The organism is Bosea sp. NBC_00550 (assembly GCF_026020075.1).
Lineage (GTDB): Bacteria > Pseudomonadota > Alphaproteobacteria > Rhizobiales > Beijerinckiaceae > Allobosea.
On the sequence record NZ_CP102772.1, the window covers coordinates 2,177,477 to 2,203,062 of the forward strand.

Genomic DNA, 25,586 nt, shown 5'->3' on the forward strand with positions numbered 1-25,586 from the left:
ATCGTTTCTTGTTCTGGCCCGCTTGGACGCTACGCTCGTGCTTGTTCTAAAAGATGCTCAGGCAGCCCGGCTGGTCTTGAGCAGCGCTTCGCCGCCGCCGTCCCGGATCACCGCCGCCAGATCGAGCAGCGCCACGATGTCGCTGTCGAGCAGGACGAGGCCTTCGATCAGGCCATGCTCGTCGCGCTCCAGATCCGGCGCCGGGCGCACGGCCGAGACCGGCACGTCGACGATGTCAGAGACCGAGTCGACCAGCAGGCCCGCCGTCTTGTCCTCGACGTCGACGACGACGATGACATGCGTGGCGGAGGCATCGGTCACGCCCATGCCGATCGCGGTGCGCAGGTCGTAGACAGCCAGGATCACGCCGCGCAGATTGAGCACGCCGCGCACATGCGGGGCCGCATGCGGCAGCGGCGTCGTCGCCTGCCAGCCCTTGATCTCGCGGACCATGCCGACATCGATGCCGAAGGTGCGGTCGCCGACCTTGAAGGTGACGATCCGGCGCGCAGCCGATTCAGGCTGTGCGGACGAGAAGTGCTTTTCGCCGAGTTGGAGGGTCATGGTCATCCAGCCATTTTGAGGTCAGATTGAGGGTTCCGGCCGCCGGAAGCGGCGAGCCGCAGCATGGAGTCGATATCCAGGATCAGGGCGACGAGGCCGTCGCCGAGGATCGTCGCCGCCGAGGCGCCGTTGACCGCCCCGTAATTCGCTTCGAGGCTCTTCACCACGACCTGCTGCTGACCGACGATCTCGTCTACCGCGATGCCGACATTGTTGCCGCGTTCGGTCTCGGCGATGATGACGATGTTCTCGTTGGTCGTCCCCATCGAGCCCATCACGTCGCCCAGCCGGTAGAGCGGCGTCACCTCGCCGCGCCAGCGCAGCACTTCCTGGCCGAAGGGCAGCCGCTCGATCGGCGTCGACGCCAGATGCTGCGTCTCGATGACCGAGGCGATCGGGATGACGTAGCGATCGTCGCCGCAGCGGATCACCATGCCTTCCAGCACGGCGAGCGTCAGCGGCAGGGCGAGCGTGAACTTGCAGCCGCGCCCCGGCTCGGAATCGACGCTGATGCGCCCGCCGAGCGATTCGACGTTGCGGCGCACGACGTCCATGCCGACGCCGCGGCCCGAGATGTCGCTGACGGCTTCCGCCGTGGAGAGGCCAGCCGCGAAGATCAGCTGGTCGATCTCCTCCGGCTGCAGCCGCTCGTCGGCTCCGACGAGGCCGCGCGACTTGGCTTTCGCGAGCAGCCTGTCGCGGCCGATGCCGCGGCCGTCATCCGTGACCGAGATGACGATACGCCCGGCGCGATGCTCGGCGATGAGCTTGATCGTGCCTTCGGGGCTCTTGCCCGCGGCGATGCGGTCTTCCGGCGTCTCCAGCCCGTGATCCATCGAGTTGCGGATCATGTGGGTCAGCGGGTCGGCGAGCTCCTCGATGATCGTCTTGTCGACCTCGGTGTTCTCGCCTTCGAGCACGAGGCGCACTTCCTTGCCGAGCGTCTGGGCCAGTTCCCGCACCAAGCGCGGCATGCGCTGGAACACGGCCTTCACCGGCTGCGCGCGCACCGCCATGACATGGTCCTGCAGCTCGCGCGTCTGGCGCGACAGGGTCAGGATGCCCTCGGCGGTCTTGGCATGGACGTCATAGGGCAGCGAGCGCACGCATTCGACCAGCATCGACTGGGTGATGACGATCTCGCCGACGAGATTCATCAGCTTGTCGATGCGCTCGAGATCGACGCGCACGCTGACCGCCTGGCGCTGGCGCGTCGACTGATCATTGGCGGGCGCCCGCGGAGCGGCGCGAACGGCAGCCGCCTCAGCCACAGGAGCCGGCGCGATTGCTGCCGCAACCGGCGCCACTGCCGGCACTGGGGCAACGTCGGGCTGACTCGCGGGCTCGGGAGATGCGCCGAGCTTCGCCAGGATTGCGGACAGATCCGCGGCCACGGAGCTCGATACCTCGGAGATTGCCGCGGCAGGCTCGGAGGCGGGCGTCGCTTCGATGGCCGGAGCCGTCGCGAGCATCTCGATCTCGAATTCCTCGTTGGCGAGGCTGAAATCGAAGCGGCCGTGCAGTTCCTCGACGGAAAGCTCGGTCTGCAGATCGACCTCGAAACGCATCCAGCAATCGGTGACGTCGAGGCTCTCCAGCGGCGGCACCTGGCTCAGGTCGCAGCGGATCGCGACGACATCGTCGACTGGCAACGAGCCGAGCACGACGCGCGGCTCTATCACGCGGCGGAACAGGTCGGTCTCCGGCACGATGCGCAGGCGAACGTTCTGTCCCGGCTTCACGGCGGCAGGCGCAGCCGCCACGGGCTCGTCGTCCCAGCCGTCATCGGCGGAGGCGGGCGCGGCGGTCTTCGCCTCGACCATGGCGAGCAGGTTGCCGAGCGCAGCGATGCCAATTGGGGCATCGTTGTCCGCGACAGGGGCGGCAGGCGCCGGAGCGGCGGCAGGTGCGGGTGCGGCAACGGGTGCCGCCACCGGGGCCTGCGGCTCCTTGCCGACCTGTTCAAGTGCGGCCAGCAGATCAGGCCGCTCGGTCGCGGGCTCGTCGTTGCGCGCCGCGGACACCAGATCGGCAACCGCATCGGAGCAGCGCAGGAAGAGCGAGAACGGCGCATCCTCGATCGCGACGCGGCCCGACCTCAGATGATCGAGCGAAGCCTCGAAGACATGCGCGAAGCCCACCAGCTCGGTGCAGCCGAAAGCGCCGGCGCCACCCTTGATCGAGTGGATGGCGCGAAAAGCGGCATTGACATCCTCAGGATCGGTCGAGCCCTCGTCGAGCGCCTGGAGCTTCAGCTCCAACGCCCCGAGAAGCTCTTCGCATTCCTGGAAGAAGGTCTGCTTGAGTTCTGCCAACGGATCCATCGGCCAACTTTCAGTTCTGGTAGCGCGCGACGAGGCCGAGCAGCGTATTGGGCTCGAACGGCTTGACCATCCAGGCGCTGGCGCCGGCGCGCCGGCCCTCGGCCTTGATCTCGGCGCCGTTTTCGGTCGTCAGCACGATGATCGGGGTGTTCTGGCCGGCCGGCCGCGAGCGGCAGGCGCGGGTGAACTCGATGCCGTCCATGATCGGCATGTTGAGGTCGGTGATCACGAGATCGGGCTTGAACTGGTCGAACTTGTTCAGCCCGTCCTCGCCGTTCTCGGCCTCGGCCACCTCGTGGCCGGCATTGCGCAATGTCAGGCTCAGCAGGCTGAGCAGGGTCTTGGTATCGTCGATGGCCAGGATCTTCATGCCTGTCACTCCAGAACGAGAGCGCTGTGAGCGGCATCGAAGCCGATCGCCCGCAAGGATTCGCGGCATTCCGAGGAAGCCGCCTTGAGCGTGACCGAAAGCCCCCGCGCCTTGGCGCTGGAAGCTGCGGAATGAAGGAGCTGGACCCAGAGGCTCGGCAGCGGGCCGGCCTCGGCGCATTCGACAGCGACGCTCTCCTTCTGCTGAAGCGCGACGAGCAGCTGGTTACGGAACGTCGCAGCCTCGGAACGACCGAGGAAGGGCGGAAGCGAAACGGTTATGACCATGAAGGGCGACCCAGGATTGCTCCCGGAGCATCGCAACAAACTGGTAAAAACTTCGCTAAATGCTGAGCTGCTCGTCAACACTCGTGTCGCTTTCACGACATTTGCGAGGCGATGCGGCGGGGATCAGAACATGCTGTTGCTGATGGCGCGCGGCACGAGCGTGATCTTGCCGTTCGCTTCCCGGTATTTCCGGGGCATGTTGATGATGCCCGACAGGTGCAGCCAGAGGTTGTTCGGCGAGATCGGCTTGGTGATGATCTCATGCGCGCCGAGCTTCGCCGCCTGCAGGACCGATCGGCGGTCCGGCCGTTCCATCATCACCAGCACCGGCGCCTTGGCGAAGGGCGAGGTCTTGAAGGAGCGGATGGCGGCCAGGCATTTGACGCTGCCGCCATCGGGAATGTCCCAGTCGAGGATGACGATGTTCGGCTGCTTCTGCAGGAACGTCGTCGCCGCCGACGACAGGTCCGAGGCCTCGAAGATGCGGTTGAGCTGCGTCTGATACAGCATCGTGCGGATGAGCCGCCGGTAATGCGGGCTCGGGTCGATGAGCAGCACCGACAGGTTCGGGAAGGATGGCGCGATATGCATGGCGCTGACTCGGAACTCGCTTACTCAACTCCGCGGGCCGGCATGGAATAGGCTAGACCTTCAGCCCGAACCGGAAACCGCCCCAGTGCCGACCCTTCACCAGGATCGGCGCCGACAGGTCTTCCATCACCAGGAACTGTCCGCCGCCCATGTCCCGCCGATAGCTTTGCAGCAGGAAGGGCTTGCGATTACGCGCTGCGGCAAGCCCCGTCCGGTCGTCGAAGATGCGCCGGTTGCGGCAATTGGCGTTGTTCCACACGGGATCGCCGCCCTGAGCCTGCGAATATTTGCGGTTATGCGTCGGCAGGAAGCCGTTCCGGTCCACCGCCGCGCAGAACACGATACGCCCGTTCAAGGTCAGCAGCTTTTCCTGCAACGGCGGCAAGAGACGGTCGGTCAGCGCGACGAAGCGCGTCATATGCTGGACCGGATCGGAGCCCTGTATCGGCCGATAGGCCTCGTCGAACAGGTCGGCCAGCGTCACCTCGCCGCGCGTCAGCGCCGCCTCGAACATCTCGCCGATCGTGCCGGCCGTCTCCATCACCGTCGCGATCAGCTCCGACTGCGCGGTCCTGACGCCCGAGGCGGCGATCGATCCGAGAATGCCCTCGCTGATCGCGACCAGCGCCTCGGTGCGCTGCACCGCCTGCTCCAGGATATCGGTCGAGGCATCGACCCCGGCCACCAGCCCGGCGAGGTCATGCCCCGCCTTGGCGCAGGCCTCGGCATTCTCCCGCGTCGGCCGCGATACCGCCTCGATCTCGCCGATCAGCTCGACGACCGAACGGCCGAAGCTGTCGAACTCGCTCATCTGCTGCGAGATCGTCCGGCTGCCCTCGCGGGCGCGCTGCGCGGTCTGCGCGTTCTCCTGGCTGCGGCGCGAGAGCGCGTTGACGGCCTTGACCAGCAGGTCGAGCTGGGCGGCGCTCGCCGCCGTCGCCTCGCGGGTCTGCTCGGCCAGCGCCTTCACCGCGGCGGCGATCACCGCGAAGCCCTTGCCAGCCTCGCCGCTGCGGGCGGCCTCGACGCCGGCATTGATCGAGAGGAGCTGGATTTCGCGGGTGATGGATTGGATCGCATCGCTGGAGGCGCGAGCCTTGTGGGCATCGCTGACCGCCTGCGCCAGCGCCTGCGACATCGACTGCGCCTCCTGCGACAGCGTCTCGATATCGGTCTGTGCCGCGTTGAGGCCGAGCTTGACCGAGCCGGTCACCCGCTCGAGGCCGCTGCGCACTCCGGAAGCCGCGGCCTGCGCGCCCTCCGCCGCCTGCCGAATCGCATGGTTGGCGCGCGAGACCTGCTCGACGGCGCCGACGACTCGCCTGAGCCCGGTGGTCTGGGTCTCGAACTGCTGGGTCACGTCCCCGATTCGGCCAGAAACATCGGTGATTTCGGCGCTGAGCTTGCCGAAGCGGTCGGCGATCTCGCGCACGGCACGCTCCGCGCCCGTCTCCACAACCGCGCGCGCCGGCGCGTCGAGAGATGGCGCGACCTCGGCGAACGGGGCGTCGAGGATCGGCAGATCGGCCTTGAGAGCCAGTGCGTGCATGCGAGGCGTTCCCTGAACCGACGGAATTCCTTCCAGACCGTAGTAAAACGCGGTAAACCGCTGGTTAAGAAGGCATTCCGGACGTTAAAAGCAGTCTGGCAACCGGCAGGCCCGTCACATGGCGGCCCGTCGGCGGCCCGGTGGACTGCCGTCGATCCGGGAGGCGGCACCGTGTCGGAACCCTCTCGACCTTCGAACGTAGACCCAACGATCATCACCGCCGGCGGTCGCCGGCGATGCCAGCCACGAAGCTTCACACTGGAGAACGTCATGACAGAGTTTTCGGTCTTCTCGCGCCGTGCCGTTCTCGGCTTCGGCATATCGGCCCTGACCGCAGCCGCCGCGCCGAAGGTCTGGGCGCAGGCCGCTGCGCCGGCCGCGCCGACCGGCCCCTTCTCGCTGCCGAAACGTGCTTACGAGGCCAATGCGCTCGAACCGCATATCGACGCGGCGACCATGGACATCCACTACAACCGCCACCATGCGGCCTATGTCGCCGCGCTCAACAATGCGGCCAAGGACAATGGCGTCATCGCCAAGGCCTCGGTCGGGGAACTGCTCGCCGATCTCAACCAGCTGCCCGAGAACCTGCGCACGCTCGTGCGCAACAATGGCGGCGGCCATGCCAACCACACCATGTTCTGGGAGGTGATGGGCCCGGGCGCCGGCGGCGCACCGACGGGCGACGTCGCCGCAGCGATCACCAAGGACCTCGGCGGGTTCGACAAGTTCAAGGCCGATTTCGAGGCGGCGGGCCTGCGCGTCTTCGGCTCGGGCTGGGTCTTCGTCACGGTCGACAAGGACGGCAAGCTCGCGCTGCTCGCCAAGCCGAACCAGGACAGCCCGATCATGGAGAAGCAGATGGTGCTCTTCGGCAACGACGTCTGGGAGCATGCCTATTACTTGAAGTACCAGAACCGCCGGGCCGACTACCTCAAGGGTTGGTGGAACGTGGTGAACTGGGCGAAGGTCAACGAGCGCTACGCCGCTGCCAAGGCCGGCAAGCTCGCGATCTGAACCGCAGCGGACAGACCCGTTTCAAGCAGCAAGAAAAGCGCCTGCGCGCGGCCGGTCGGCTGCGCGCAGGCACAAGGTCATCCTCAGGATGCTCGGGATCAGGCGACCCCGACGCTGCCGTAGACCATGCGGCCGCGATGGAAGGTGGCGCTGCGCTCCGGAATGCGCGCGACGGCCTCGGCCGAGCAGCTGGCCGGGACCAGCGTGAAGGCGGCATCGTCGCCGGCCTTGGGCCAGGCCCGCTTGCCGCTGTCGTCGAGCGGCAGTACGCCGCCGGTCGCTATGGCCATGGCGCGCGACAACCGGAACTCGTCGCTGCCCCGGTAGATCTGCGCGTAGAGGTTCGCCTTCTCCAGCATGTCGCCCTTGCCGAAGGGCGACCAGTGATCGACGACGCTGTCGGTGCCAGTCATCACGAAGACGCCCTTCTCGCTCAGCTGCGGCAGCGGCATCGTCAGGCTTCCCAGCGGCACGGTCGAGGCGATGGTCATCTGCTGCGCCGCCATGCGCCCGATGGTCTCCGCCAGCGCGCCGGCAGGCAGCGTGGTCAGAGCGAAGGCGTGGCTGATCGTCACCTTGCCGCGCAGGGCCGGGCTCTTCTCCACGGTGTCGATCATGTAGTTGACCGCCGCGACGCCGGCCGGATTGGTCTCGTGCAGGTGGATATCGACGCCCTTGCCGGTGTCGAGGGCGATCTGGAACATGGCGTCGAGCGACTTCTCCATCGCGCCGTCGACATTGGTCGGGTCGAGCCCGCCGACATAGGCGACGCCCATCTTCATCGCCTCCCGCATCAGGCCGTCGACCTTCGAGAGCAGCAGCCCGTGCTGCGGGAAGGCGACGATCTCGCATTCGAAGTCGTCGCGATGGTTCTCCAGCGCGCGCTGGAGATGCTCAAGGCTTTTGAGGCCGCTGACCGGATCGATGTTGCAATGGCTGCGGGCCACCGTGGTGCCCTTGGAGTGCAGCAGGGCGATCAGCGCCTCGGCACGCTGCTGCGAGGTCGGCAGCAATTGCGGAATCAGCTTCTCCTCGCGGGCGATCATGTCGAGGATCGTCTTGCCCTGCCGCGGCAGCGGCGCCTGCCATGGGCCACTGTAGAAGGTCTTGTCGAGATGGATGTGCATGTCGCGCATCGCCGGCAGGGCGAGCTGGCCATGGGCCTGGTAGCGGGGCACGCCGACAGGCAGGGTCGCTCCGGCCGGATGCAGCGCGGCGATCTTTCCGGCCTTGATCTCCAGCGTGTAGAGCGCCGTGCGCGTGCCGATGACGACCTCGCCGTCGCGCTCGAAGCCTTCCTCGAGCCGCACATCGGTGAGGCAGTAGTGCTGGTCCGTCAGTGAGCCGACACCGGCTTCGGACACCGGCCGTGCCGGGGTGGCCGCAGCCGGCGCGGCCTGGGCGGCGCCGCTCGCCAGTCCGGCGACGGCATAGGCGGTGGTGAGTTTTCCGGTCTGGCTGAGAAAGGCCCGTCGGCTGTGGTGATGCCCGGTTTCCATGGCTTTGTCCGTTGCCTCGCTGGTTGCGTTTCCGCCCCTGAATTACGCTTGGGCAGCTCGGCTTGGCAGCGATATTTGCCAATCCTGGCTATTCGAAACGGCAATACTGCGTGCCGGCAGCATCTCGCTCACCAATCCAGCCGGCAGAATCCGGCCAGCCGCTCCGCCAGCACGATGGCGGCGGCGGGCGCGTTGTCGCGATAATAGAGCGCCAGCTCGAAATCCGTGATCTCCGGCAAGCCTTCCGCCGTTCCCAGCGTTCGGTGGCCGGGCAGGCGGCAGCTCGCGGGCAGCAAGGTCACGCCCAGCCCGGCAGCGGATGCGGCGGCCAGCGCCGCGAGGCTGGCGCTGCTGTAACCCACGCGCCAGCGGATACCGAGGCCGTCGAGCGCCTGGCAAAGCTCGTCGCGGTAGAGCCCGTTGAGCGGGAAGACGACGAGCGATACCGGCGCGCGTTCGATGGCGGGGTGAGCCAGGCTGTCCAGCCACAGCAAGGGCTCCTGCCGGGCGGCACGGGGCGGCTGGCGCCGGCGCTGCTTGACCAGGATCAGGTCCAGCTCCTCGCGGTCATAGGCGCTGCGCAGGTCGGCGCTGAGGCCGCTGGTGACATCGAGCCGCAGATGCGGCTGCTCGCGGCTGAACGCGGCGAGCAGGTCGACGGTGGGCACCGTGAAGTCCTCGGGCATGCCCAGCCGCAGAACGCCGTCGCGCCAGATGCCGGTCAGCGCGTCATGCGCCTCCTCGTTCAGCGCGATGATGCGCCGCGCGTAGCTCAGCAGCCTGCCGCCCTCCTCAGTCAATTCCACCTGATGCGAGGATCGCTCCAGCAACGGCTTGCCGAGCAGATCCTCCAGTCGCCTGACCTGCTGGCTGACGGTGGATTGCGAGAGGGAGACGCGATCGGCGGCGCGGGTGAAGCTCAGGGTCTCGCACACCGCGACGAAGCTGAGCAGCAGCTGCGGGTTGAACATCGGATAGCGATTCATGCGCCCGCCGCCTGCAGCACCTCGCCGAAGATATTGGTGGGCCGGGCCGGACTCGAACCGGCACCGGCGCTGTTATGAGCAGCGAGCTCTAACCATTGAGCTACCGGCCCGTCACTCGCCTAGCATCGCCCGAGGCCGGCAAGCAAGGCGGGAGGGGCACATCCAAAAGGAAAAGGCCTCGCGGCACGCCGCGAGGCCTCATGTTCGTCCGAGCTTTCAAGCGGATCAGGCCGCCGTCGCCATGTCCGACCGGCCCTGATGACCGGCGGCATGCCCCTCGCGGAAGGTGAAGCGGGCGATGTGCTCGGTCAGCGCGCGGGTCTGCTCGTCGGTCAGCGCCAGTGCCGCGTTGGTCTCCTCGACGAGCGCCGCGTTCTGATGCGCCATCGTACCGATGCCGTCGATCTCGGTGTTGATCGCCGAAACGTCGGTGGCCTGGTTGCGGGCGGTCTGCGAGATGCCGTTCATCAGCCCCGTCAACTCGTTCACCGAGGAGACGATCGCGCCGAACATGGCCGAAGTCTCCTCGACCAGGCCGACGCCGACCTTGACGTCGCCATGCGCGGCCTCGACCAGCTTCTTGACGTCGTTGGACGCATCGGCCGAGCGCTTGGCCAGGCTGCGCACCTCGGTCGCCACCACCGCGAAGCCCTTGCCGGCGTCGCCGGCGCGAGCCGCCTCGACCGCGGCATTGAGCGCCAGCAGGTTGGTCTGGAAGGCGATCTCGTCGATCATGGCGATGACCTCGGAGATCTTGCTCGACGACTGGCGGATGCGCTGCATCGCCTGCAGGGCCGAGGCCACCACCTTCTCGCCCTGCTGCGCGCGTTCCTCCGCGCCCTGCGCCATGCCGGTCGCCTGGGCCGCCTCGGTCGCAGTCTTCTTCACCGTGCCGGCGAAGGCGCCGAGCTGGTTCGTCGCCATCGAGACGGCGTTGCTCTCCTCGCTGGTGCGCTCGGCGAGATCGGTCACGCCGTCGAGGATCTCGCTGGTCGCGCTGCGCACCGCCGAGACGGTCTCGGCAAGCCGCGCAAGCGTGCTCTCGAACTCCTCGGCAAGCGCGTTCGTGCCGTCCTTGAGCTCGGCGAAGGCGCCCTGATACAGCCCCTCGATGCGGGCCGAGAGATGCCCCGCCGAGAGCTCCGCCAGAACCTCGCAGGTCTCCGACAGACCGGCGCGCACCGTCTCCAGCAGCGTATTGACCGAACCGGCAAGCGCATTGAGCTCTGCATCGGCGAACTGCGCCGAGACCCGCTGGCTGAAATCGCCGGCGGCGGCGGCAGCCACGACCACGCCGAAGGCCTCGCCCAGCTCCTGCATCATCTGCTGGCGCTGCTCCTGCGCCCGGGCCTGATCCTCGATCTTGGCGACCTCGGCGGCGCGCAGCGCCACCGCATTATCCCGGAAGAGCAGCACACTCTTCGAGATGTCGGAGATCTCGTCATTGCCCTTGGTGTCGACCGCCGTCTCCAGCGCGCCGTCGGCGATGGCCCGCGTCGCCGACCAGAGGCGGTTGAGGCGACCCACGATCATCGGCCGGACATAGAACAGCGACAAGGCCAGCGCGATCAGCAGCGAGCCGAGCCCGATCCCGCCGAGCCAGAGCTTGCTCTGGTCGATCAGCGAGGAGGTCGCCTCGCCCGAAGAGACAGCCTCGCCGCGTGCGGTGCCGACAAGCTCGTTCACCTGGCTGCGGACGGCCTCGGCCGCGACATGGGTCTGCTTGAGGCCGGTCTCGATCGCGGCGCGGGTTGCGAGATCGCGCTCGCGGATCGCGATCAGCCCGCTCTGGCCTTCGCCGAGGTCGATCACGGCGTTGACCGCCTGGCCGCGCGCCGCATTGGGCTGCAGCTTCTGCGCCGCGGAGAGGAAGCCGCGAACCTGCCCGAGGATGGCGCTGAAGCGCGCCTTGGCGTTGTCCAGCTTCTCGCGGTTTTCGATCTGCGAGATTTCGCGCAGCAGGCCGACGAGCTCGCTCACCTGGAGCTGGAGCGCCTGGGCCGTCTGCAGCGCGGCGAGGTCCTTGTCGATGATGTTGGCCAGCGCTTCCTCGACCTCCTTGCCGGTGAGCTGCGTCGCGCTGGCGATGTTCATCTTGACGTTGAACTGCGCATCGCCCGTCTCGAAATCGGCGAGGGCGGTGAAGCCTTCGCGCGCCTTCGAGAGCTGGCCGAGCGCCTCGCCCTGCTCCGATGCATTGCGCAGGCGATCGCCGGTGAGGTCGTTGATGTCGTTGATCTGGCGCGACAGCATGTCGATCGCCGCCTGGGCCTTCGCCTTGTCGACCTTGCCCTGATCGGCGATGCGACGCAGCAGGTCCATCTGGCGGGCCTCGACCTTGTCGAGCTCACCCGTCAGCGTCGAGCGCTGCTGCACCGTCTCGACCTCGCTGAAGCGCGCCGCCAGCGCCGTCGACTGCGTGGCCGCCTGCGAGAGCTCGAGCGCGAGCTCCACGACAGGCATCTTCTGCCCGACGAGGTTGGCGAGCGTCTGGTCGACGCGGTCGTAGGAGAACCACGCGACCGAGGAGGAGACGAGGGTCAAGGCGGTCATCATGCCGAGGGCGGCATAGATCCGGGTTGCGATGCCGATCCGCAACGGCGCGCCCTCACGCGTGGGCTTGGCTTTCGTCATGAAGTCGTACTCCGGATATCCGCAACGCTGGAGAAGGAATTCAAGGGAACGGGGTCTACCAGGCCGCTGCCGGGCCACGACGGTTCGATCGCGTCATAGCAATGGGAATCCCCGCCCTCCCCTGGCCTGACGGCCAGGCGGCTGGTTCCGCACGCGGCATCGAATGGACATGGAATCCCCCGGCCGGGTCCCTCCCGGTCTGTGGAGCGCAGCATTGTCCAAGCGCGCTTAAAGAACGCTTAAAAGTGGATTCTTTTGAATCACATTGTCCGAGGGCGGCTTCACGCCCTGTTAGGAATTCGGGCGCCCCTCAATCCCCGGCCGGCTTCGGCACCGGGCGCGGGCGGCCCTCCTCGTCGATGGCGACGAAGGTGAAGGTCGCGTCGGTGACCTTCTCGTGCAGGGTCGTGCGGAAGCGCTTGGCCCAGGCCTCGACATGGATCCGCATCGACGTCCGCCCGACCGACTCGATCTCGGTGTAGACGCTGAGCACGTCGCCGACTTTCACAGGGTGAATGAAGGTCATCGCCTCGACCGCGACCGTGACCACGCGCCCCTGCGCCTGGTCGACGCCGGCGATACCGCCCGCCTGGTCCATCCGCGACATCACCCAGCCGCCGAAGATGTCGCCATTGGCATTGGTATCGCCCGGCATGGCGATGGTCCGCACGGTCAGCGTGCCGCGCGGCTCGTCTTCATGGCGCTGGTCGGCTTTGGTCATGGGTATCCTGCAAGGCATGCGGGGAGATCCGCAGTGCGATGATGGCGAGGCTGCCGCCGGCAGGCAAGTGACCCGAACCCTTTGCCTCGCCCGGCGTTACCGGCGACAATCGCCGAGGCCCCGCCAACGAGGATCGCCGCCATGCCCAGCCCCGCGCCGTCCAGCCCGGAACCAATGATCTGCATCTCGTTGCGCTATGCCGACGCCCCGCGGATGTATGACTGGCTGATCGAGGCCTTCGGCTTCGAGAAGCACGCCGCCTATTATTCGGAGGAGGGCAAGACCCTGCTCCACGGCGAGCTGCGGATGGGCGGCAGCTACATCATGCTGGGCTCGTCCGAGGGCAACGAATTCGGCAAGCTCGTCTCGCGGCCCGCCGAGCTCGGCGGCACCACAGCCTCACCCTATATCGCGACCGACGATATCGATGCGCGCTGCGAGCGCGCACGCAAGGCCGGCGCCGAGATCTGCATGGAGCCGACAGACCAGCCCTATGGCAGCCGCGACTTCATCTGCAAGGACCCGGAAGGGCATGTCTGGTGCTTCGGCACCTATCGTCCCGGCGCGCCGACGAGCTGAGCCGGCGACGAGGCCCGCCGCGACCGCAGCATCAGCCAGCAGACCACGCTCAGATTGACGAGGTTCCAGGCGAGCCCGTTCAGGAAGGCCATCCGGTACGAGCTGAAATAGTCGAAGATGACGCCGGACAGATAGCCGCCGACCGCCATGCCGAGAACCGTCACCGACATGACCAAGCCGATGCGCACGCCGGCCTGCTTCGCCGGCAGGTATTCGCGGATGATGACGGCGTACATCGGCACGATGCCGCCCTGGAACAGCCCGAAGATGGCGCTGACGACATAGAGCGACTGCAGCCCGTCGAACCAGAGATAAAGGAAGAGCGCGACGCCCTGCATGAGGGAGCCGAGCGCCAGCGTCGCCACGCCGCCGATCCGGTCCGCGATGAAGCCCGAGCCGATGCGGCTGACGATGCCGAGAAGCATCATCAGCGAGAGCATCTCGGCGCCGCGGGCGACGCCGTAGCCGAGGTCGCCGCAATAGGCGACGATATGGACCTGCGGCATCGCCATCGCGACGCAGCAGGCGAAGCCGGCGACGCAAAGCAGCAGCTGGAGCTGTCCGGCGCTGAGGCCGAGATCGCCGCGCGCGCCCGCGCTGTGCGCCTCGGCCGCCGCGAGCGTCGCGGCTGCCGGCTGGCGGCGGAAGAATGGCGCCAGCGGCAGCATGATGACGAGCGCCGCGACGGCGATACCGAAATGGGTCGCGCGCCAGCCATGATGGGCTAGTCCCCAGGTGATGATTTGCGGCCAGACCACGCCGGCGAGATAGCTGCCGGACGCGCCGCAGACCACGGCGAGCCCGCGATGCCGGCGGAACCAGTGCGACAGGTCGGAGATCAGCGGCGAGAAGCCCGCCGCGCTGCCCATCCCGATTAGCAGCCCATGCGCCGCCGCGAACTGCCAGAGCGAATGCGACAGGCCCGCCGCGGTGTAGCCGGCGGCGAGCAGCAGCGCGCCGGCGATGATCGGCACCGAGATGCCGTAGCGGTCGGCGACGCGGCCCATGACGATCTGGCCCACGCCGAAGCCGAGCATCGCGCAGGTATAGGGCAGCGAGGCGCCGGCCCGCAGCGTGTCGAACTCGCCCTGCATTGCCGGCAGCACCACCACGACCGACCAGGAGCCGACGCAAGCGACGGTGCCGACCACCAGCGCGACGGCGAGGCGCAGCCAGGCATAAGGAGAATCCGGTTGGTAGCGGTCGGCAGGCTGGGACATGTTTCCTCGGCAGCCAATCGTTCGGAGGTGACTCTTCTACCGGCAGCTTTAGCGCCTGAGGCGGGCCGGACAAGCGCACCGGAGGCAGGGCGGCCGCGCGGTCGCGGCAGGTTGGCCTGCCGGGGCGGCGCTTGACGATGCTCCGCGTTGACGGGGCACCGGAGCGGCAGGAGCGTGCGACATGGCGAGGATCTGCATCTACGGCGCCGGACTGGTCGGCTGCTATCTCGGTGGGCGCCTCCTGGCTGCCGGCGGCGATATCCGCTTCATCGGCCGCCCCGCCATCGGCGATGTGCTGCGGCGCGACGGCCTGACCGTCTCGCATTACGACGGCCGCAGCTGGCATGTGCCGCCGGAGGCGATCGTCTTCGGAACCGATGCGGCGATCGCCAAAGATTGCGACCTCGTCCTCGCCACGGTGAAATCCGGCGGCACGGCCATAGCGGCGCGGGATCTGGCCGCAACCTCGCGGCAGGCCGGCCGACGGAGATCGACTGGATCAACGGCGAGATCGTCCGGCAGGCCGGGGACGCTCGGGCAGGCGGCGCCGGTCAATGCCCGGCTCTGCGACCTCGTCCACGCCGCAGAAATGGAAAATCCGCGGCCCTCATGGACCGCGGATGCGCTTTTCGGGGAATTGCGGCGAGCCGCCGCTGTCAGGCAGCGCGGCGCTCGTGGCGGCCTTCCCGGACCTCCTCGATGATCTTGGCGACGAAGGCCGGCAGGTCGTCCGGCTTGCGCGAGGTAACGACGCCCTTGTCGGTGACAACCTCGCTATCCTCCCAGCTCGCCCCGGCGTTGATGAGGTCCTGCTTGATCGTCTTGTAGGACGTCATCTTGCGGCCCTTGGCGATGCCGGTATCGATCAGCAGCCACGGGCCGTGGCAGACGGCGGCGACCACCTTGCCCTGCTCGAAGAAGGACTTGATCAGCGCCAGCGCCTTGTCGTTGCCGCGCAGCGTGTCGGGGTTCATCTGCCCGCCCGGAAGCACGATCGCGTCGTAATCCTCGGCCTTCGCCTGGTCGAGCGTCCGGTCGACCTTGACCGGCCGGCCCCAATCCTTGTTCTGCCAGCCCCTGATCTCGCCCGCCTCGGGCGAGACGATATCGACGGTGGCGCCGGCCTTCTGCAGGGCGGCATGCGGCACGTCGAGCTCAGACTGCTCGAAGCCATGCGTTGCGAGGATGAGAATCTTCTTTCCGGCCAGATCGGTCATGGCGTTCTCCTGATCGTTGGGTGTGATCAGGAAACCGATGGGCCGCGGAACCGTTCCCCGGAAAAAAGGTCGCGGGGGGCGCAAAAGCGCTCAGCGGAAGATGCGCTCGCCTTCCATGTCGACGATCTGCTGGCCCTTCACCAGCGTGAAATCGGCTGCCTCGGCCTGACCCGGGAAGCGGTCCGCGCGGATGAAACGATGGCTCTTCGTCTCGCCGTCGACCACCTTCTCGATCACGCCGCAGAGCTGGTACTGCCCGGCCTCCTGATAGGGCGTGGCATGGATGGTGAAGCCGTTGTGCTCGATGCTCTTGACGGGACCTGCCGGCTTGTCGTCGGCAGGCTTGCGGCCGCCGAACAGCGATTTCAGGAAGGACATGCGGCGCTCTCCTCCGGCCGGTGATCTTCAGGAGCGGAGCAGTAGCCCCCTCGCCGGCCGCTGCCAAGTCGAACCCGCCTGTATCCGGCAAGACCAGCGTGAAAGCGGCTTGGCAGCGCCGGCCCGATCGACTATGGAGCCGCGATCGGGCTTCGAACCCGTTCGTAAGCGTCTCACGTCAGGCAACGCATCCCTTCGGCTCACGGCCGCATCAGGATGCATCCGAACGGCCTGCCACTTGCGAAAGCCTGATCCATGTCCCGTCCTACCCTCCGCCGCCTCCCCGCCCGCTACGCCGGCGTGGTGATGCCGTTTGTCCTGTCGGTGATGATGACCTTCGTCGTCTCCGGCATCTCGACGTTGAAGGCGCTCGGCCTCACCGCCGAGTTCCTGCAGACCTGGCCCGCCTCCTGGGCGCTGCCCTGGCTCGTCGCCTTCCCGACGTTGATCCTGGTGCTGCCCCTGGTCCGGCGCCTCGTCGCGCTGGTCGTCGCGCCGCCGGCCTGAGCGCGCCTCAGGCCGAGAGGTGGAGCGCCACCTCGCGCCGATGCGGCCGCGCCCGGTGTTCGAACAGGTAGATGCCCTGCCAGGTGCCGAGCGCGAGGCGGCCGCCCATCACCGGGATCGACAGCGAAACCGGCGTCAGCGCCGCCTTGATATGGGCGGGCATGTCGTCGGGCCCTTCCGCGCGATGGACGAGATAATCCATCGCCGGATCGTCGGCAGGCGGCACCAGCCGGCGGAAGAAGGCGTCGAGGTCGCGCTGCACGTCCGGGTCGGCATTCTCCTGGATCAGCAGGGAGCAGGAGGTATGGCGCACGAAGAGCGTCAGCAGCCCGCTCTCCTCCCCGCTCGCACGCAGGAAGGCGACGACGCGGTCGGTGAACTCGTTAAGCCCCGGCCCGCGCGTATCGACCGTCAGGATCGCTTGTCGCGACATCGCCGCGTCAGCGCTCGGTCAGCGCGAGCTTGGCGCCCAGCGCCACGAAAGCGGCGGCGAAGCTGCGCCTCAGCCACGCCATCACCGCCGGACGGCCGATCACCCGGTCGCGCATCGCCGCGGCAAAGAGCCCGTAGAGCGCGAAGACGATGAAGGTCATCGCCATGAACACCCCGGAGAGCTCCAGCATGCGCGCCAGCGGGCTCGGCTCGCCCGCCGCGATGAACTGCGGCAGGAAGGCGACGAAGAAGATCGAGAGCTTGGGATTGAGCAGGTTGATCGCCAGCCCGTCGCGCAGCACGCGCCAGGCCGAGCGCGGATCGGCCCTGGTCTCGACCTTGAGCGCGCCATGTTCCCTGAGCGTCTGCCAGGCCATGAACAGCAGATAGGCGACGCCGGCGTATTTCACGATGGCGAAGGCAAGCGCGCTGGCATGGAGCAGCGCCGCGATGCCCATCATCGCCGCGATCAGATGCGGCACGATCCCGAGCGTGCAGGCGAAGGCCGCGAGCACGCTCGCCCGCGAGCCGCGCGTGAGGCCCGCCGCGATGGTGTAGAGCGCGCCGGTTCCGGGCGAAGCCACGATGATGAGCGAGGTCAGCAGGAACTCTGGGGACATAGTGCCTCCGGACAGCTGGGAGGCGCAGGAAGCCTTTTCCTGCCGGGAAGATCAAGGCCTCGCCGCTTCGCTGAAGGCGGGGGCAAGGCGTGGGAACAATTGCTGGCGCTACAGCGGACGCTCTGAGCCCGTCACCTTTCGAGGTGGACGGCGTCAGCGCGCCTGCCAGAAATAGAGCTGGCCGGAATGGTTGTTGCCGACCAGCCGCTGCTCCTGCGCGACGATGTTGGTGCCATCGAACAAGTCCCAATGGTCGCCATTCGTCCATTGCAGGAACAGGAAGGAATATTTCTTGTCGCCGGTCGTCTGGTAGCAATTCTCCAGATAGAGCACGCCCTTCCGACCGAGCACCTTGGGTGAGACGTCCTTGCAGACACCCTCGATATCGGGCTGGCCATGGGCGCGCTGGACGCGCGGCAGCAGTTCCGAAGCCCGGATGAAGAGTTGCTGGCTCAGCCCATTGAGGGGCTGTCCTGAGCCGGGCAGCACCCCGGGACGTGGCCCGCCTGCCAGTGGCGGCGCTCCCTGGAAGGATGATTTGAGATCCGCATTCATGATGGTCTGGATCGTCGCGTCATCCTGCGACGGCGTCAGCTTGAGCGTATAGCCCATACAGATCGCGCAGCGATTAGTGGCGTCGCCGATCGCGTTCTTCGCCCAGGGGCGGACCGTGGCGAAGCGCTCCTGTAGCGCGTCATAGGTGAACGGGAGCACGGGCAACCTCCGGGAGCGCAAGGCAGCGTTGTCGATGATCGACCGCCTGCTCAATCATTGAGTGGCGGCAGACTGACCAGCCGCGGGCCCGGCGGCATCCTTCGTTCACAGGAGGACTGATCCGGCGTTCGCTTCGGAGCGCGCCAAAAGAAAAGCCCGCCTCCACAGCATGGAAGCGGGCCTTGTTCTCGAGCGGCCTGCGGCGACGCAGGCTCTCGCGATCAGTTGTCCAGGAAGCTCCGCAGCTTCCGGCTCCGGCTCGGATGCTTCAGCTTCCTGAGCGCCTTCGCCTCGATCTGGCGGATGCGCTCGCGGGTGACGCTGAACTGCTGGCCGACCTCTTCGAGGGTGTGGTCGGTGTTCATGCCGATGCCGAAGCGCATGCGCAGCACGCGCTCCTCGCGCGGCGTGAGCGAGGCCAGCACGCGCGTCGTCGTCTCGCGCAGGTTGCTCTGGATCGCCGCGTCGATCGGCAAGATCGCGTTCTTGTCCTCGATGAAGTCGCCGAGATGCGAATCCTCCTCGTCGCCGATCGGCGTTTCCAGAGAGATCGGCTCCTTGGCGATCTTCAGGACCTTGCGCACCTTCTCCAGCGGCATGGCCAGCTTCTCGGCCAGTTCCTCCGGGGTCGGCTCGCGGCCGATCTCGTGCAGCATCTGGCGCGAGGTCCGCACGATCTTGTTGATCGTCTCGATCATGTGGACGGGGATGCGGATCGTGCGGGCCTGGTCGGCGATCGAGCGGGTGATCGCCTGCCGGATCCACCATGTCGCATAGGTCGAGAACTTGTAGCCGCGGCGGTACTCGAACTTGTCGACCGCCTTCATCAGGCCGATATTGCCTTCCTGGATCAGGTCGAGGAACTGCAGGCCGCGGTTCGTGTACTTCTTAGCGATCGAGATCACGAGGCGCAGATTGGCCTCGATCATTTCCTTCTTCGCCTGCCTTGCCTCGCGCTCGCCCTTCTGGACCATCAGCACGATCTTGCGGAATTCCTGGATCTCCAGCCCGGTCTCGGAGGCGAGCGTGTGCACCTCCTCGCGCAGCTGCTTGATGCGCTCGAGCTCCGACCCGACGAATTCCTTCCAGCCGCGCGAACCCAGCTTGGAGACGCGAAGCACCCATTTCGGATCGAGCTCGCCGCCGACATGCTGCTTGAGGAAGTCCTCGCGGCCGACGCCATAGCTCTCGGCGAGGCGCAGCAGGCGCGTCTCGTGGCCGATCAGGCGCTTGTTGATGTCGTAGAGCTGCTCGACCAGCGCCTCGATGCGGTTGTTGTTGAGCGAGAGCGACTTCACCGCGGTGATGATGTCGTCCTTGAGCTTCTTGTATTTGCGGTCCTGCGACGGCGAGAGCTTGGTGTTCTCCAGCCGGTTGGCGATGTCCTGGTCCTGCAGGCGGCGCAGCTTCTTGTAGTCGTCGGCGATGGCGTTGAAGGTCTCGAGCACGCGCGGCTTGAGCTCGGCCTCCATGGCCGAGAGCGACACGTTGTTCTCGAGGTCGTCATCGTCCATCTCCGGCGGGGTCTCGCCCTCCGGGGTCTCGGCCTGCTCGGCTTCCTCGGCGCCTTCCTCTCCCGGGATCGCGTCGGGGTTCTTCCCGTCCGGGCCGGCATAGGTCGCCTCGAGATCGATGATGTCCCGCAGCAGGATCTTGCCGTCGACGAGCTCGTCGCGCCAGATGATGATAGCCTGGAAGGTCAGCGGGCTCTCGCAGAGCCCGGCGATCATCGCCTCGCGGCCGGCCTCGATGCGCTTGGCGATGGCGATTTCGCCCTCGCGGGAGAGCAGCTCGACGGAGCCCATCTCGCGCAGATACATCCGCACCGGATCGTCGGTGCGCTCGGTCGGCTCGAGGTTGCGCTTGGTCTCGGTCGGCAGCGTCTGCCGCGAGGCCTCGACGAGATCACCGCCCTCGACCTCGTCGTCGTCGCTGCCGGCGGCCTCCTTGCGGTTGGCGCGCTCCTCGCCGGCCGCTTCCGGGTCCTCGTTGTCGACGACGTTGATGCCCTGCTCGCTGAGCTGGCCGAGCACGTCCTCGATCTGCTCCGAGGAGAACTCCTCCGAGGGCAGAACCTCGTTCAGTTCATCATAGGTGACATAGCCGCGCTTCTTCGCGAGCTTGATCATCCGCCGTACGGCCTGATCGGTAAGATCGAGCAACGGGCCGTCGGTAGTCGGGGGGGCATCCGGCGCGACCTGATCGGTCTTTTCCCGTTCGCTCGCTTTTGTCGCCATCAATAGCGCTCCGCATTCGTGCGCCGGACATGGCCGAGGCAGCCATATACCGACGCATAAAAGGGCGGCGCGACCGCAGACCCGGCGCGCTCACCCACCCAAATCACTGCTCGCAGATGGCACCAGACGTCGTTGACGAATCGTGAACCACCCGACACCTTGCGCGCATCAAACGGGCAACCGCCATTCGCTGGGCTATCAATCTTCGGACATGGCCTCGGTGCCGTCGATTGTCTCGAGGCGGGCCTTAACGTCCTTGATCCAGGCGAAATTGGCTTCGGTCGCGTCGTCAGCCAATGCGCGCTCGGCTGCTCTCAACTCGCTATTTAGCGTCCGCGCGCGATGATGCAAGACGATGGCCTGATGAATCGAGTCGAAAACCGATTCTGGATCAGCATCTTGCGCGAGTTTAAGCCGTTCGGCCGGCCCCGTGACCGCCATCAGCTGGTTGCGCGCCTCCTTGACCCGCGGCTGGGTCAACCGATTCGCAAGCGTCTCGCGGTCGAGCGTCTCCTCCACCGCATCGAGCAGCGCCTGCCGGAAGCGCTCGGCCGCCGATCCGTCGAGCGACATCTCCGCGATATCGTCGGCGCAACGCAGGATGAGATCGGGGTGGCTCGCCAGCGCCAGCAGGATAAAGGCCTCGCGCTGGTCCTCTCCCCGCATCTTCGCCACGATCCGTGACTGGGTCAGCGCGCTCGAAGCCTTGAGCGGACCTGCAAGCCAGGGCGGCACCTGCCGGGCGCCTCCCCGCATCGGCCCGCCCCGGCTGCCGCGCTGAAAATTGCCCTGTCCGCCACCACGCTCGGGCCGCGCCGGAGCGGCGCTGGCGAAGAGCTGGCTCAGTCGCTCGTCCATCTCGCGGCGGTAATGCTTGCGGGTCGTCTCGTCGCGGATCTGGCCCAGCGGCTCCTTCAGCCGCCGCTCGAAGGCGGCGCGCCGTTCCGGCGTATCGAGCGGCCCGGCCTCGACCTCGCGCTGCCAGAGCATGTCGACGAGCGGCCGCGCCGCCGCGACCACCTCGGCGATGGCCTGGCGTCCGCCCGAGCGGGCGAGATCGTCAGGGTCCTGGCCATCCGGCAGCAGGGCGAAGGAGAGCGACTTGCCCGGTTCGAGCATCGGCAATGCGATGTCGATCGCGCGGCTCGCGGCCTTGCGGCCCGCCTTGTCGCCGTCCAGGCAGATCACCGGCTCGTCGGCCATGCGCCAGAGCAGGCCGAGCTGATCCTCGGTCAATGCCGTGCCGAGCGGCGCCACCGTCTGCGGAAAGCCCGAGAGCGACATGGCGATGACGTCGACATAGCCCTCGACCACAATGACCTGCCCAGTGTCGTGCGAGGCCTTGCGGGCATTGTGGTGGTTGAACAGCAGCGAACCCTTGTGGAAGAGCGGCGTCTCCGGCGAGTTCAGGTATTTGGCCGCCACCTCCGCGCTCATCGCCCGGCCGCCGAAGGCGACGACGCGTCCGCGCGAATCGTGGATCGGGAACATGATGCGATCGCGGAAGCGGTCATAGGGCACGGCGATCTCCTCGCCATGCACCAGGAGCCCCGCCTCCATCATCAGCTCGGCCGGCACGCCCTTGCCGGCCAGATGGTCGCGCAGCGCGAAACGATCGACCGGGCCGTATCCCAGCCGAAAGCGCGTGCGCGCCTCGCCGTCGAGCCCGCGCGTCGAGAGATAGCGCCGGGCCGCGCCGCCACGCTCGCCCATCAGCTCGGCCTCGAAGAACTTCGCCGCGATCTCGACGACCTCGTGCAGCCCCTTGCGCTTCTCCTCCTGGACCTGCGCTTCCTGCGTGATCTTCGGCAGGATGACGCCGGCCTCGGCCGCGAGCTTCTCGACGGCCTCCGGGAAGGAGAGCCCCTCGGTCTCCATCACGAACTTGAAGATGTCGCCGTTCTTGCCGGAGGAGAAATCGAAGAAGGACGCCTTCTGGTCGTTGACGAAGAAGGACGGTGTCTTCTCGGCGTTGAACGGCGAGAGCCCCTTCCATTCCCGCCCCGCCTTCTGCAGGCGCACGCGTTTGCCCACGACCGCCGAGACAGGCAGCCGCGCCTTGATCTCCTCAAGGACGGAGGGCGGGAACTTCATGGCGTCCTGTCTGGACCCTTCGCAGCCCTGTGCCAACCGGCAAGTCTGCCTTTCCCGGCCTTATCGGCCATATCCACAGCGCGCCCCATCTGGTAAAGAAAATCGCGAAAAAGGAAGAAAGCGATGGCGCTCAACATCAAGGATCCGGAGACCGAGGAGGCCGTGCGCCTGCTCGCGCGCCGCCGTGGCCTCAGTCTGACCGAGGCAGTGCGCCAAGCCGTCAGGAGCGAGCTCGACAAGGACGAGCTATCAGACGCGGAGAAGACGCGGCGGATAGCGGAGGCCTGGGCGCGGATGGAAGAATTCTACAAGAAATATGGCATCAAGCCGGCCCAACGCTCCATGACCAAGCAGGAGATGGACGACATCATCGGCTATGATGAGAACGGTATGTGGTGAATATCGTTGTCGATACCTCTGCCGTTGTCGCCATCATCACCTTGGAAACCGAGGCCAGAGCCTTTTCTGCCGGCTTGGCCTCGGCAACGCGACGAGTCATGACCAGCGTCAACCTCCTTGAAGCACGGCTGGTCCTCAGCTTCGCCAAGGGTATGCCGCCGGAGACCGTTTCCGACTTCGTAATGCGGGAACGCATCGACATCGTCCCCTTCGACGCAGCCCTCTCCGATCTCGCCTTCGAAGCCTATGGCCGCTACGGCAAGGGCCGCCACGCCGCCCGCCTCAACATGGGTGATTGCGCCGCCTATGCGCTGGCGAAGGCACGCGGCTGGCCCCTGCTCTACAAGGGCGACGACTTCTCCGAAACGGATATCGAGCGGGCCTGAGGCCCGCCCGCTCCTGCCGGCTCAACCGCCCAGCGCCGCCTTCACCATCGGGCTGGCCTTGCCGAAATCCATCTGGCCGGCATGGGTCGCACGCAGGATGCCGATGACCTTGCCCATGTCCTTGACGGCGGTCGCGCCGCTCTCGGCGATGGCGTTGTCGATCGCAGCCTTCACCTCCTCGTCGGACATCTGCTTGGGCAGGTAGGAAGAGATCACCGCGACCTCGGCGCGCTCGCCATCGGCGAGCTCGGGGCGGGCGTTGGCGTCGTAGATCGCGATCGATTCCTGGCGCTGCTTGATCATCTTCTGGAGCACGCCGAGGATCTCGTCGGCCGTGGCTTCGCCCTTGCCGGCGCCGCGCGCCTCGATGTCCTTATCCTTCAGCGCCGCCTGGATCAGGCGGATCGCGCCGACCCTGCCCTTCTCGCCGGCCTTCATCGCTTCCTTCAGATCGCCGGTGAAGCGCTCGCGCAGGCTCGTCATCTCGTTGTTCCTTTTTCTCTTGTGCGGCCTGCACCAACCTTGATTGACGGGCAGCGCCCGGCTCTTTAAGGCTCGCGTTCCAGACCGGCGGAGTGGATTGCCACAGCCCCGCCCCCGCTTTCTGCCGCTGGCGCGGCCTGGACCGAGACATAGACATGACCGCTTCCGAAGGAAACCCCGCCGATAGCGGCTGGACCGAACCGCGCGCGACCGCGCTCCTCGTGCTAGCCGACGGCACGGTGCTGGAAGGCTTCGGCCTCGGCGCCGTGGGCGAAGCGCCGGGCGAGGTCTGCTTCAACACGGCGATGACGGGCTATCAGGAAATCCTGACCGACCCGTCCTATGCCGGGCAGATCATCACCTTCACCTTCCCGCATGTCGGCAATGTCGGCGTGAACGACGAAGACACCGAGACCGTCAACGCCGCCGCCTCTTCCGGCGTGCGCGGCTGCGTGCTCCACGCCGTCATCACCGAGCCGTCGAGCTGGCGCTCCAACCGGCATTTCGACGCCTGGCTGAAGGCCCGCAACATCGTCGGCATCTGCGGCGTCGACACCCGCGCGCTCACCGCGCTGATCCGCGACAACGGCATGCCGAACGCCATCCTCGCCCACAGCCCGGACGGCGTGTTCGACATCGAGCGACTGAAGAAGCAGGCGGCAGGGCTGCCCTCCATGGCCGGGCTCGATCTCGTTCCGCTCGTCACCGCCGCCCAGCGCTATGACTGGGACGAGACCCCCTGGGTCTGGCCGGCCGGCTACGGCAAGCGCGAAGCGGCGAACTACAAGGTCGTCGCCATCGACTACGGCGTGAAGCGCAACATCCTGCGCCTGCTCGCCAAGGCTGGCTGCGACGTCACGGTCGTCCCTTCGACCGCCAGCGCCGAGGACATCCTCGCCCTGAACCCCGACGGCATCTTCCTTTCCAACGGCCCGGGCGACCCGGCCGCGACCGGCGAATATGCGGTGCCGGTCATCAAGGAACTGCTCGACAGGAAGGTCCCGACCTTCGGCATCTGCCTCGGCCACCAGATGATGGCGCTCGCCATCGGCGGCCAGACCATGAAGATGAAGCAGGGTCATCATGGCGCCAACCACCCGGTGCAGGACAAGACTACCGGCAAGGTCGAGATCGTCTCGATGAACCACGGCTTCGCCGTCGATCCCGCGAGCCTGCCGGCCAATGCGGTCGAGACCCATGTCTCGCTCTTCGACAGCTCGAACAGCGGCATCGCGCTGACCGACCGCCCGGCCTTCAGCGTCCAGCATCACCCGGAAGCTTCCCCCGGTCCGCAGGACAGCCACTATCTCTTCAACCGCTTCATCGATCTGATGGCGGCGGAGAAGGGCAAGAAGGCGGCCTGAGGGCCGCCACTGTCGACGGAGACGGGCATGATCCACCAGTTGCGCATCTACGAGATCTTCGAGCGCAACAAGGCGGCGTTCCACGCCCGCTTTCGCGACCATGCCGCACCTATCATGGCGCGGCACGGCTTCCGGATCATGGCTATGTGGGAGACGGCGAGCGCCGGGCGCATCGAATTCGCCTACATCCTCGCCTGGCCCGACAGCGAGACGAAGACGCGGGCCTGGACGAGCTTCATGGCCGATCCCGAATGGATCGAGATCAAGCGCGTGACCTCGCTGCAGCATGGCAGCCTGGTCGGTGCGATCGAGGATCGCATCATGAGGCCGACCGACTACTCGCCGAAGCTCGGTTGACAGCGCCTCGCCTTCGGCGCTTTAAGCAGCTCATGACCAGCCTGATGGCCCTTCAGC

General features: G+C 66.9%; 27 protein-coding genes and 1 tRNA gene. 8 read left to right on the forward strand and 20 right to left on the reverse strand.

Annotation, left to right across the window (positions count from 1 at the left end):
• Nucleotides 1-57: 57 nt before the first annotated feature.
• The 6 genes from NWE53_RS10360 to NWE53_RS10385 form a co-directional block, all read right to left on the reverse strand.
• A complete protein-coding gene (locus NWE53_RS10360) occupies nt 58-570 on the reverse strand; it encodes a chemotaxis protein CheW (protein ID WP_265054219.1) in 513 nt (170 codons plus the stop codon).
• The gene (locus tag NWE53_RS10365) at nt 567-2,888 is read right to left on the reverse strand and encodes a chemotaxis protein CheA (protein ID WP_265054220.1); all 2,322 of its coding nucleotides are present in this window, start codon (nt 2,886-2,888) and stop codon (nt 567-569) included. Before NWE53_RS10365 ends, NWE53_RS10360 begins: the two co-directional genes overlap by 4 nt.
• Before the next feature lie 10 nt (nt 2,889-2,898).
• The gene (locus NWE53_RS10370) at nt 2,899-3,258 is read right to left on the reverse strand and encodes a response regulator (RefSeq protein ID WP_265054221.1); all 360 of its coding nucleotides are present in this window, start codon (nt 3,256-3,258) and stop codon (nt 2,899-2,901) included.
• 5 nt (nt 3,259-3,263) lie between these two features.
• A complete protein-coding gene (locus NWE53_RS10375) occupies nt 3,264-3,545 on the reverse strand; it encodes an STAS domain-containing protein (RefSeq protein WP_265054222.1) in 282 nt (93 codons plus the stop codon).
• 123 nt (nt 3,546-3,668) lie between these two features.
• A complete protein-coding gene (locus NWE53_RS10380; RefSeq protein ID WP_265054223.1) occupies nt 3,669-4,136 on the reverse strand; it encodes a response regulator in 468 nt (155 codons plus the stop codon).
• A gap of 52 nt (nt 4,137-4,188) precedes the next feature.
• Nucleotides 4,189-5,685 (reverse strand): methyl-accepting chemotaxis protein, encoded by a 1,497-nt coding sequence (locus NWE53_RS10385; protein ID WP_265054224.1) that lies wholly within the window; start codon nt 5,683-5,685, stop codon nt 4,189-4,191.
• Nucleotides 5,686-5,955: 270 nt separating this feature from the next.
• Here NWE53_RS10385 and NWE53_RS10390 point away from each other — a divergent pair, with 270 nt between their 5' ends.
• Nucleotides 5,956-6,702, forward strand: a complete 747-nt coding sequence (locus NWE53_RS10390; protein ID WP_265054225.1) for a superoxide dismutase — start codon at nt 5,956-5,958, stop codon at nt 6,700-6,702.
• Between the two features lie 98 nt (nt 6,703-6,800).
• Here NWE53_RS10390 and NWE53_RS10395 read toward each other — a convergent pair whose 3' ends face one another.
• The 5 genes from NWE53_RS10395 to NWE53_RS10415 all read right to left on the reverse strand — a co-directional run bounded on the left by NWE53_RS10395 (nt 6,801) and on the right by NWE53_RS10415 (nt 12,542).
• On the reverse strand, nt 6,801-8,201 hold the full coding sequence (locus NWE53_RS10395; protein WP_265054226.1) for an amidohydrolase family protein: 1,401 nt from the start codon (nt 8,199-8,201) through the stop codon (nt 6,801-6,803).
• Nucleotides 8,202-8,329: 128 nt separating this feature from the next.
• Nucleotides 8,330-9,187: a LysR substrate-binding domain-containing protein gene (locus NWE53_RS10400; protein ID WP_265054227.1), complete on the reverse strand. Its 858-nt coding sequence runs from the start codon at nt 9,185-9,187 to the stop codon at nt 8,330-8,332.
• A 34-nt stretch (nt 9,188-9,221) separates the two neighbouring features.
• A tRNA-Ile gene (locus tag NWE53_RS10405) sits at nt 9,222-9,297 on the reverse strand.
• Nucleotides 9,298-9,412: 115 nt separating this feature from the next.
• Nucleotides 9,413-11,821 carry a methyl-accepting chemotaxis protein gene (locus NWE53_RS10410; RefSeq protein WP_265054228.1) on the reverse strand — a complete coding sequence of 803 codons (2,409 nt, stop codon included), beginning with the start codon at nt 11,819-11,821 and terminating at the stop codon, nt 9,413-9,415.
• Between the two features lie 310 nt (nt 11,822-12,131).
• The gene (locus tag NWE53_RS10415) at nt 12,132-12,542 is read right to left on the reverse strand and encodes an acyl-CoA thioesterase (protein ID WP_265054229.1); all 411 of its coding nucleotides are present in this window, start codon (nt 12,540-12,542) and stop codon (nt 12,132-12,134) included.
• 141 nt (nt 12,543-12,683) lie between these two features.
• Here NWE53_RS10415 and NWE53_RS10420 point away from each other — a divergent pair, with 141 nt between their 5' ends.
• A complete protein-coding gene (locus NWE53_RS10420; protein WP_265054230.1) occupies nt 12,684-13,121 on the forward strand; it encodes a VOC family protein in 438 nt (145 codons plus the stop codon).
• Here the strand turns inward: NWE53_RS10420 and NWE53_RS10425 are convergent.
• Nucleotides 13,094-14,341: an MFS transporter gene (locus NWE53_RS10425; protein WP_265054231.1), complete on the reverse strand. Its 1,248-nt coding sequence runs from the start codon at nt 14,339-14,341 to the stop codon at nt 13,094-13,096. The two genes, NWE53_RS10420 and NWE53_RS10425, sit on opposite strands and share 28 nt — an antisense overlap.
• Nucleotides 14,342-14,522: 181 nt before the next feature.
• Between NWE53_RS10425 and NWE53_RS10430 the strand changes: the two genes are divergently transcribed.
• Nucleotides 14,523-15,044, forward strand: a complete 522-nt coding sequence (locus NWE53_RS10430; RefSeq protein ID WP_265054232.1) for a 2-dehydropantoate 2-reductase N-terminal domain-containing protein — start codon at nt 14,523-14,525, stop codon at nt 15,042-15,044.
• Here NWE53_RS10430 and NWE53_RS10435 read toward each other — a convergent pair.
• Together NWE53_RS10435 and NWE53_RS10440 are read right to left on the reverse strand one after the other, a co-directional pair.
• Nucleotides 14,998-15,558: a type 1 glutamine amidotransferase domain-containing protein gene (locus NWE53_RS10435; RefSeq protein ID WP_265054233.1), complete on the reverse strand. Its 561-nt coding sequence runs from the start codon at nt 15,556-15,558 to the stop codon at nt 14,998-15,000. The genes NWE53_RS10430 and NWE53_RS10435 overlap by 47 nt on opposite strands.
• A 90-nt stretch (nt 15,559-15,648) precedes the next feature.
• Nucleotides 15,649-15,936, reverse strand: a complete 288-nt coding sequence (locus tag NWE53_RS10440; protein ID WP_265054234.1) for an HlyU family transcriptional regulator — start codon at nt 15,934-15,936, stop codon at nt 15,649-15,651.
• Between the two features lie 255 nt (nt 15,937-16,191).
• Here NWE53_RS10440 and NWE53_RS10445 point away from each other — a divergent pair, with 255 nt between their 5' ends.
• The gene (locus NWE53_RS10445) at nt 16,192-16,443 is read left to right on the forward strand and encodes a DUF2798 domain-containing protein (protein WP_265054235.1); all 252 of its coding nucleotides are present in this window, start codon (nt 16,192-16,194) and stop codon (nt 16,441-16,443) included.
• 7 nt (nt 16,444-16,450) lie between these two features.
• Here NWE53_RS10445 and NWE53_RS10450 read toward each other — a convergent pair whose 3' ends face one another.
• The 5 genes from NWE53_RS10450 to dnaG form a co-directional block, all read right to left on the reverse strand.
• Entirely contained in the window at nt 16,451-16,876 is a 426-nt protein-coding gene (locus NWE53_RS10450; RefSeq protein ID WP_265054236.1) for a secondary thiamine-phosphate synthase enzyme YjbQ, read from the reverse strand.
• 7 nt (nt 16,877-16,883) lie between these two features.
• On the reverse strand, nt 16,884-17,495 hold the full coding sequence (locus NWE53_RS10455; protein ID WP_265054237.1) for a LysE family translocator: 612 nt from the start codon (nt 17,493-17,495) through the stop codon (nt 16,884-16,886).
• Between the two features lie 153 nt (nt 17,496-17,648).
• The gene (locus NWE53_RS10460) at nt 17,649-18,209 is read right to left on the reverse strand and encodes a hypothetical protein (protein WP_265054238.1); all 561 of its coding nucleotides are present in this window, start codon (nt 18,207-18,209) and stop codon (nt 17,649-17,651) included.
• Between the two features lie 221 nt (nt 18,210-18,430).
• Nucleotides 18,431-20,446: an RNA polymerase sigma factor RpoD gene (gene rpoD / locus NWE53_RS10465; RefSeq protein ID WP_265054239.1), complete on the reverse strand. Its 2,016-nt coding sequence runs from the start codon at nt 20,444-20,446 to the stop codon at nt 18,431-18,433.
• A gap of 198 nt (nt 20,447-20,644) precedes the next feature.
• A complete protein-coding gene (gene dnaG, locus NWE53_RS10470) occupies nt 20,645-22,540 on the reverse strand; it encodes a DNA primase (protein WP_265054240.1) in 1,896 nt (631 codons plus the stop codon).
• A gap of 123 nt (nt 22,541-22,663) precedes the next feature.
• Between dnaG and NWE53_RS10475 the strand changes: the two genes are divergently transcribed.
• Nucleotides 22,664-22,939: a type II toxin-antitoxin system VapB family antitoxin gene (locus tag NWE53_RS10475; RefSeq protein ID WP_265054241.1), complete on the forward strand. Its 276-nt coding sequence runs from the start codon at nt 22,664-22,666 to the stop codon at nt 22,937-22,939.
• Entirely contained in the window at nt 22,936-23,325 is a 390-nt protein-coding gene (locus tag NWE53_RS10480) for a type II toxin-antitoxin system VapC family toxin (RefSeq protein WP_265054242.1), read from the forward strand. Before NWE53_RS10475 ends, NWE53_RS10480 begins: the two co-directional genes overlap by 4 nt.
• Nucleotides 23,326-23,346: 21 nt before the next feature.
• On the opposite strand, the gene NWE53_RS10485 is transcribed toward NWE53_RS10480, so the two are convergent.
• Complete coding sequence (locus tag NWE53_RS10485) at nt 23,347-23,808, reverse strand: GatB/YqeY domain-containing protein (RefSeq protein WP_265054243.1); 462 nt, start codon at nt 23,806-23,808, stop codon at nt 23,347-23,349.
• A gap of 155 nt (nt 23,809-23,963) precedes the next feature.
• Here NWE53_RS10485 and carA point away from each other — a divergent pair, with 155 nt between their 5' ends.
• Nucleotides 23,964-25,172: a glutamine-hydrolyzing carbamoyl-phosphate synthase small subunit gene (gene carA, locus NWE53_RS10490; protein ID WP_265054244.1), complete on the forward strand. Its 1,209-nt coding sequence runs from the start codon at nt 23,964-23,966 to the stop codon at nt 25,170-25,172.
• A 27-nt stretch (nt 25,173-25,199) separates the two neighbouring features.
• Nucleotides 25,200-25,529, forward strand: a complete 330-nt coding sequence (locus tag NWE53_RS10495) for an NIPSNAP family protein (protein WP_265054245.1) — start codon at nt 25,200-25,202, stop codon at nt 25,527-25,529.
• The last annotated feature ends 57 nt before the right edge of the window (nt 25,530-25,586 follow it).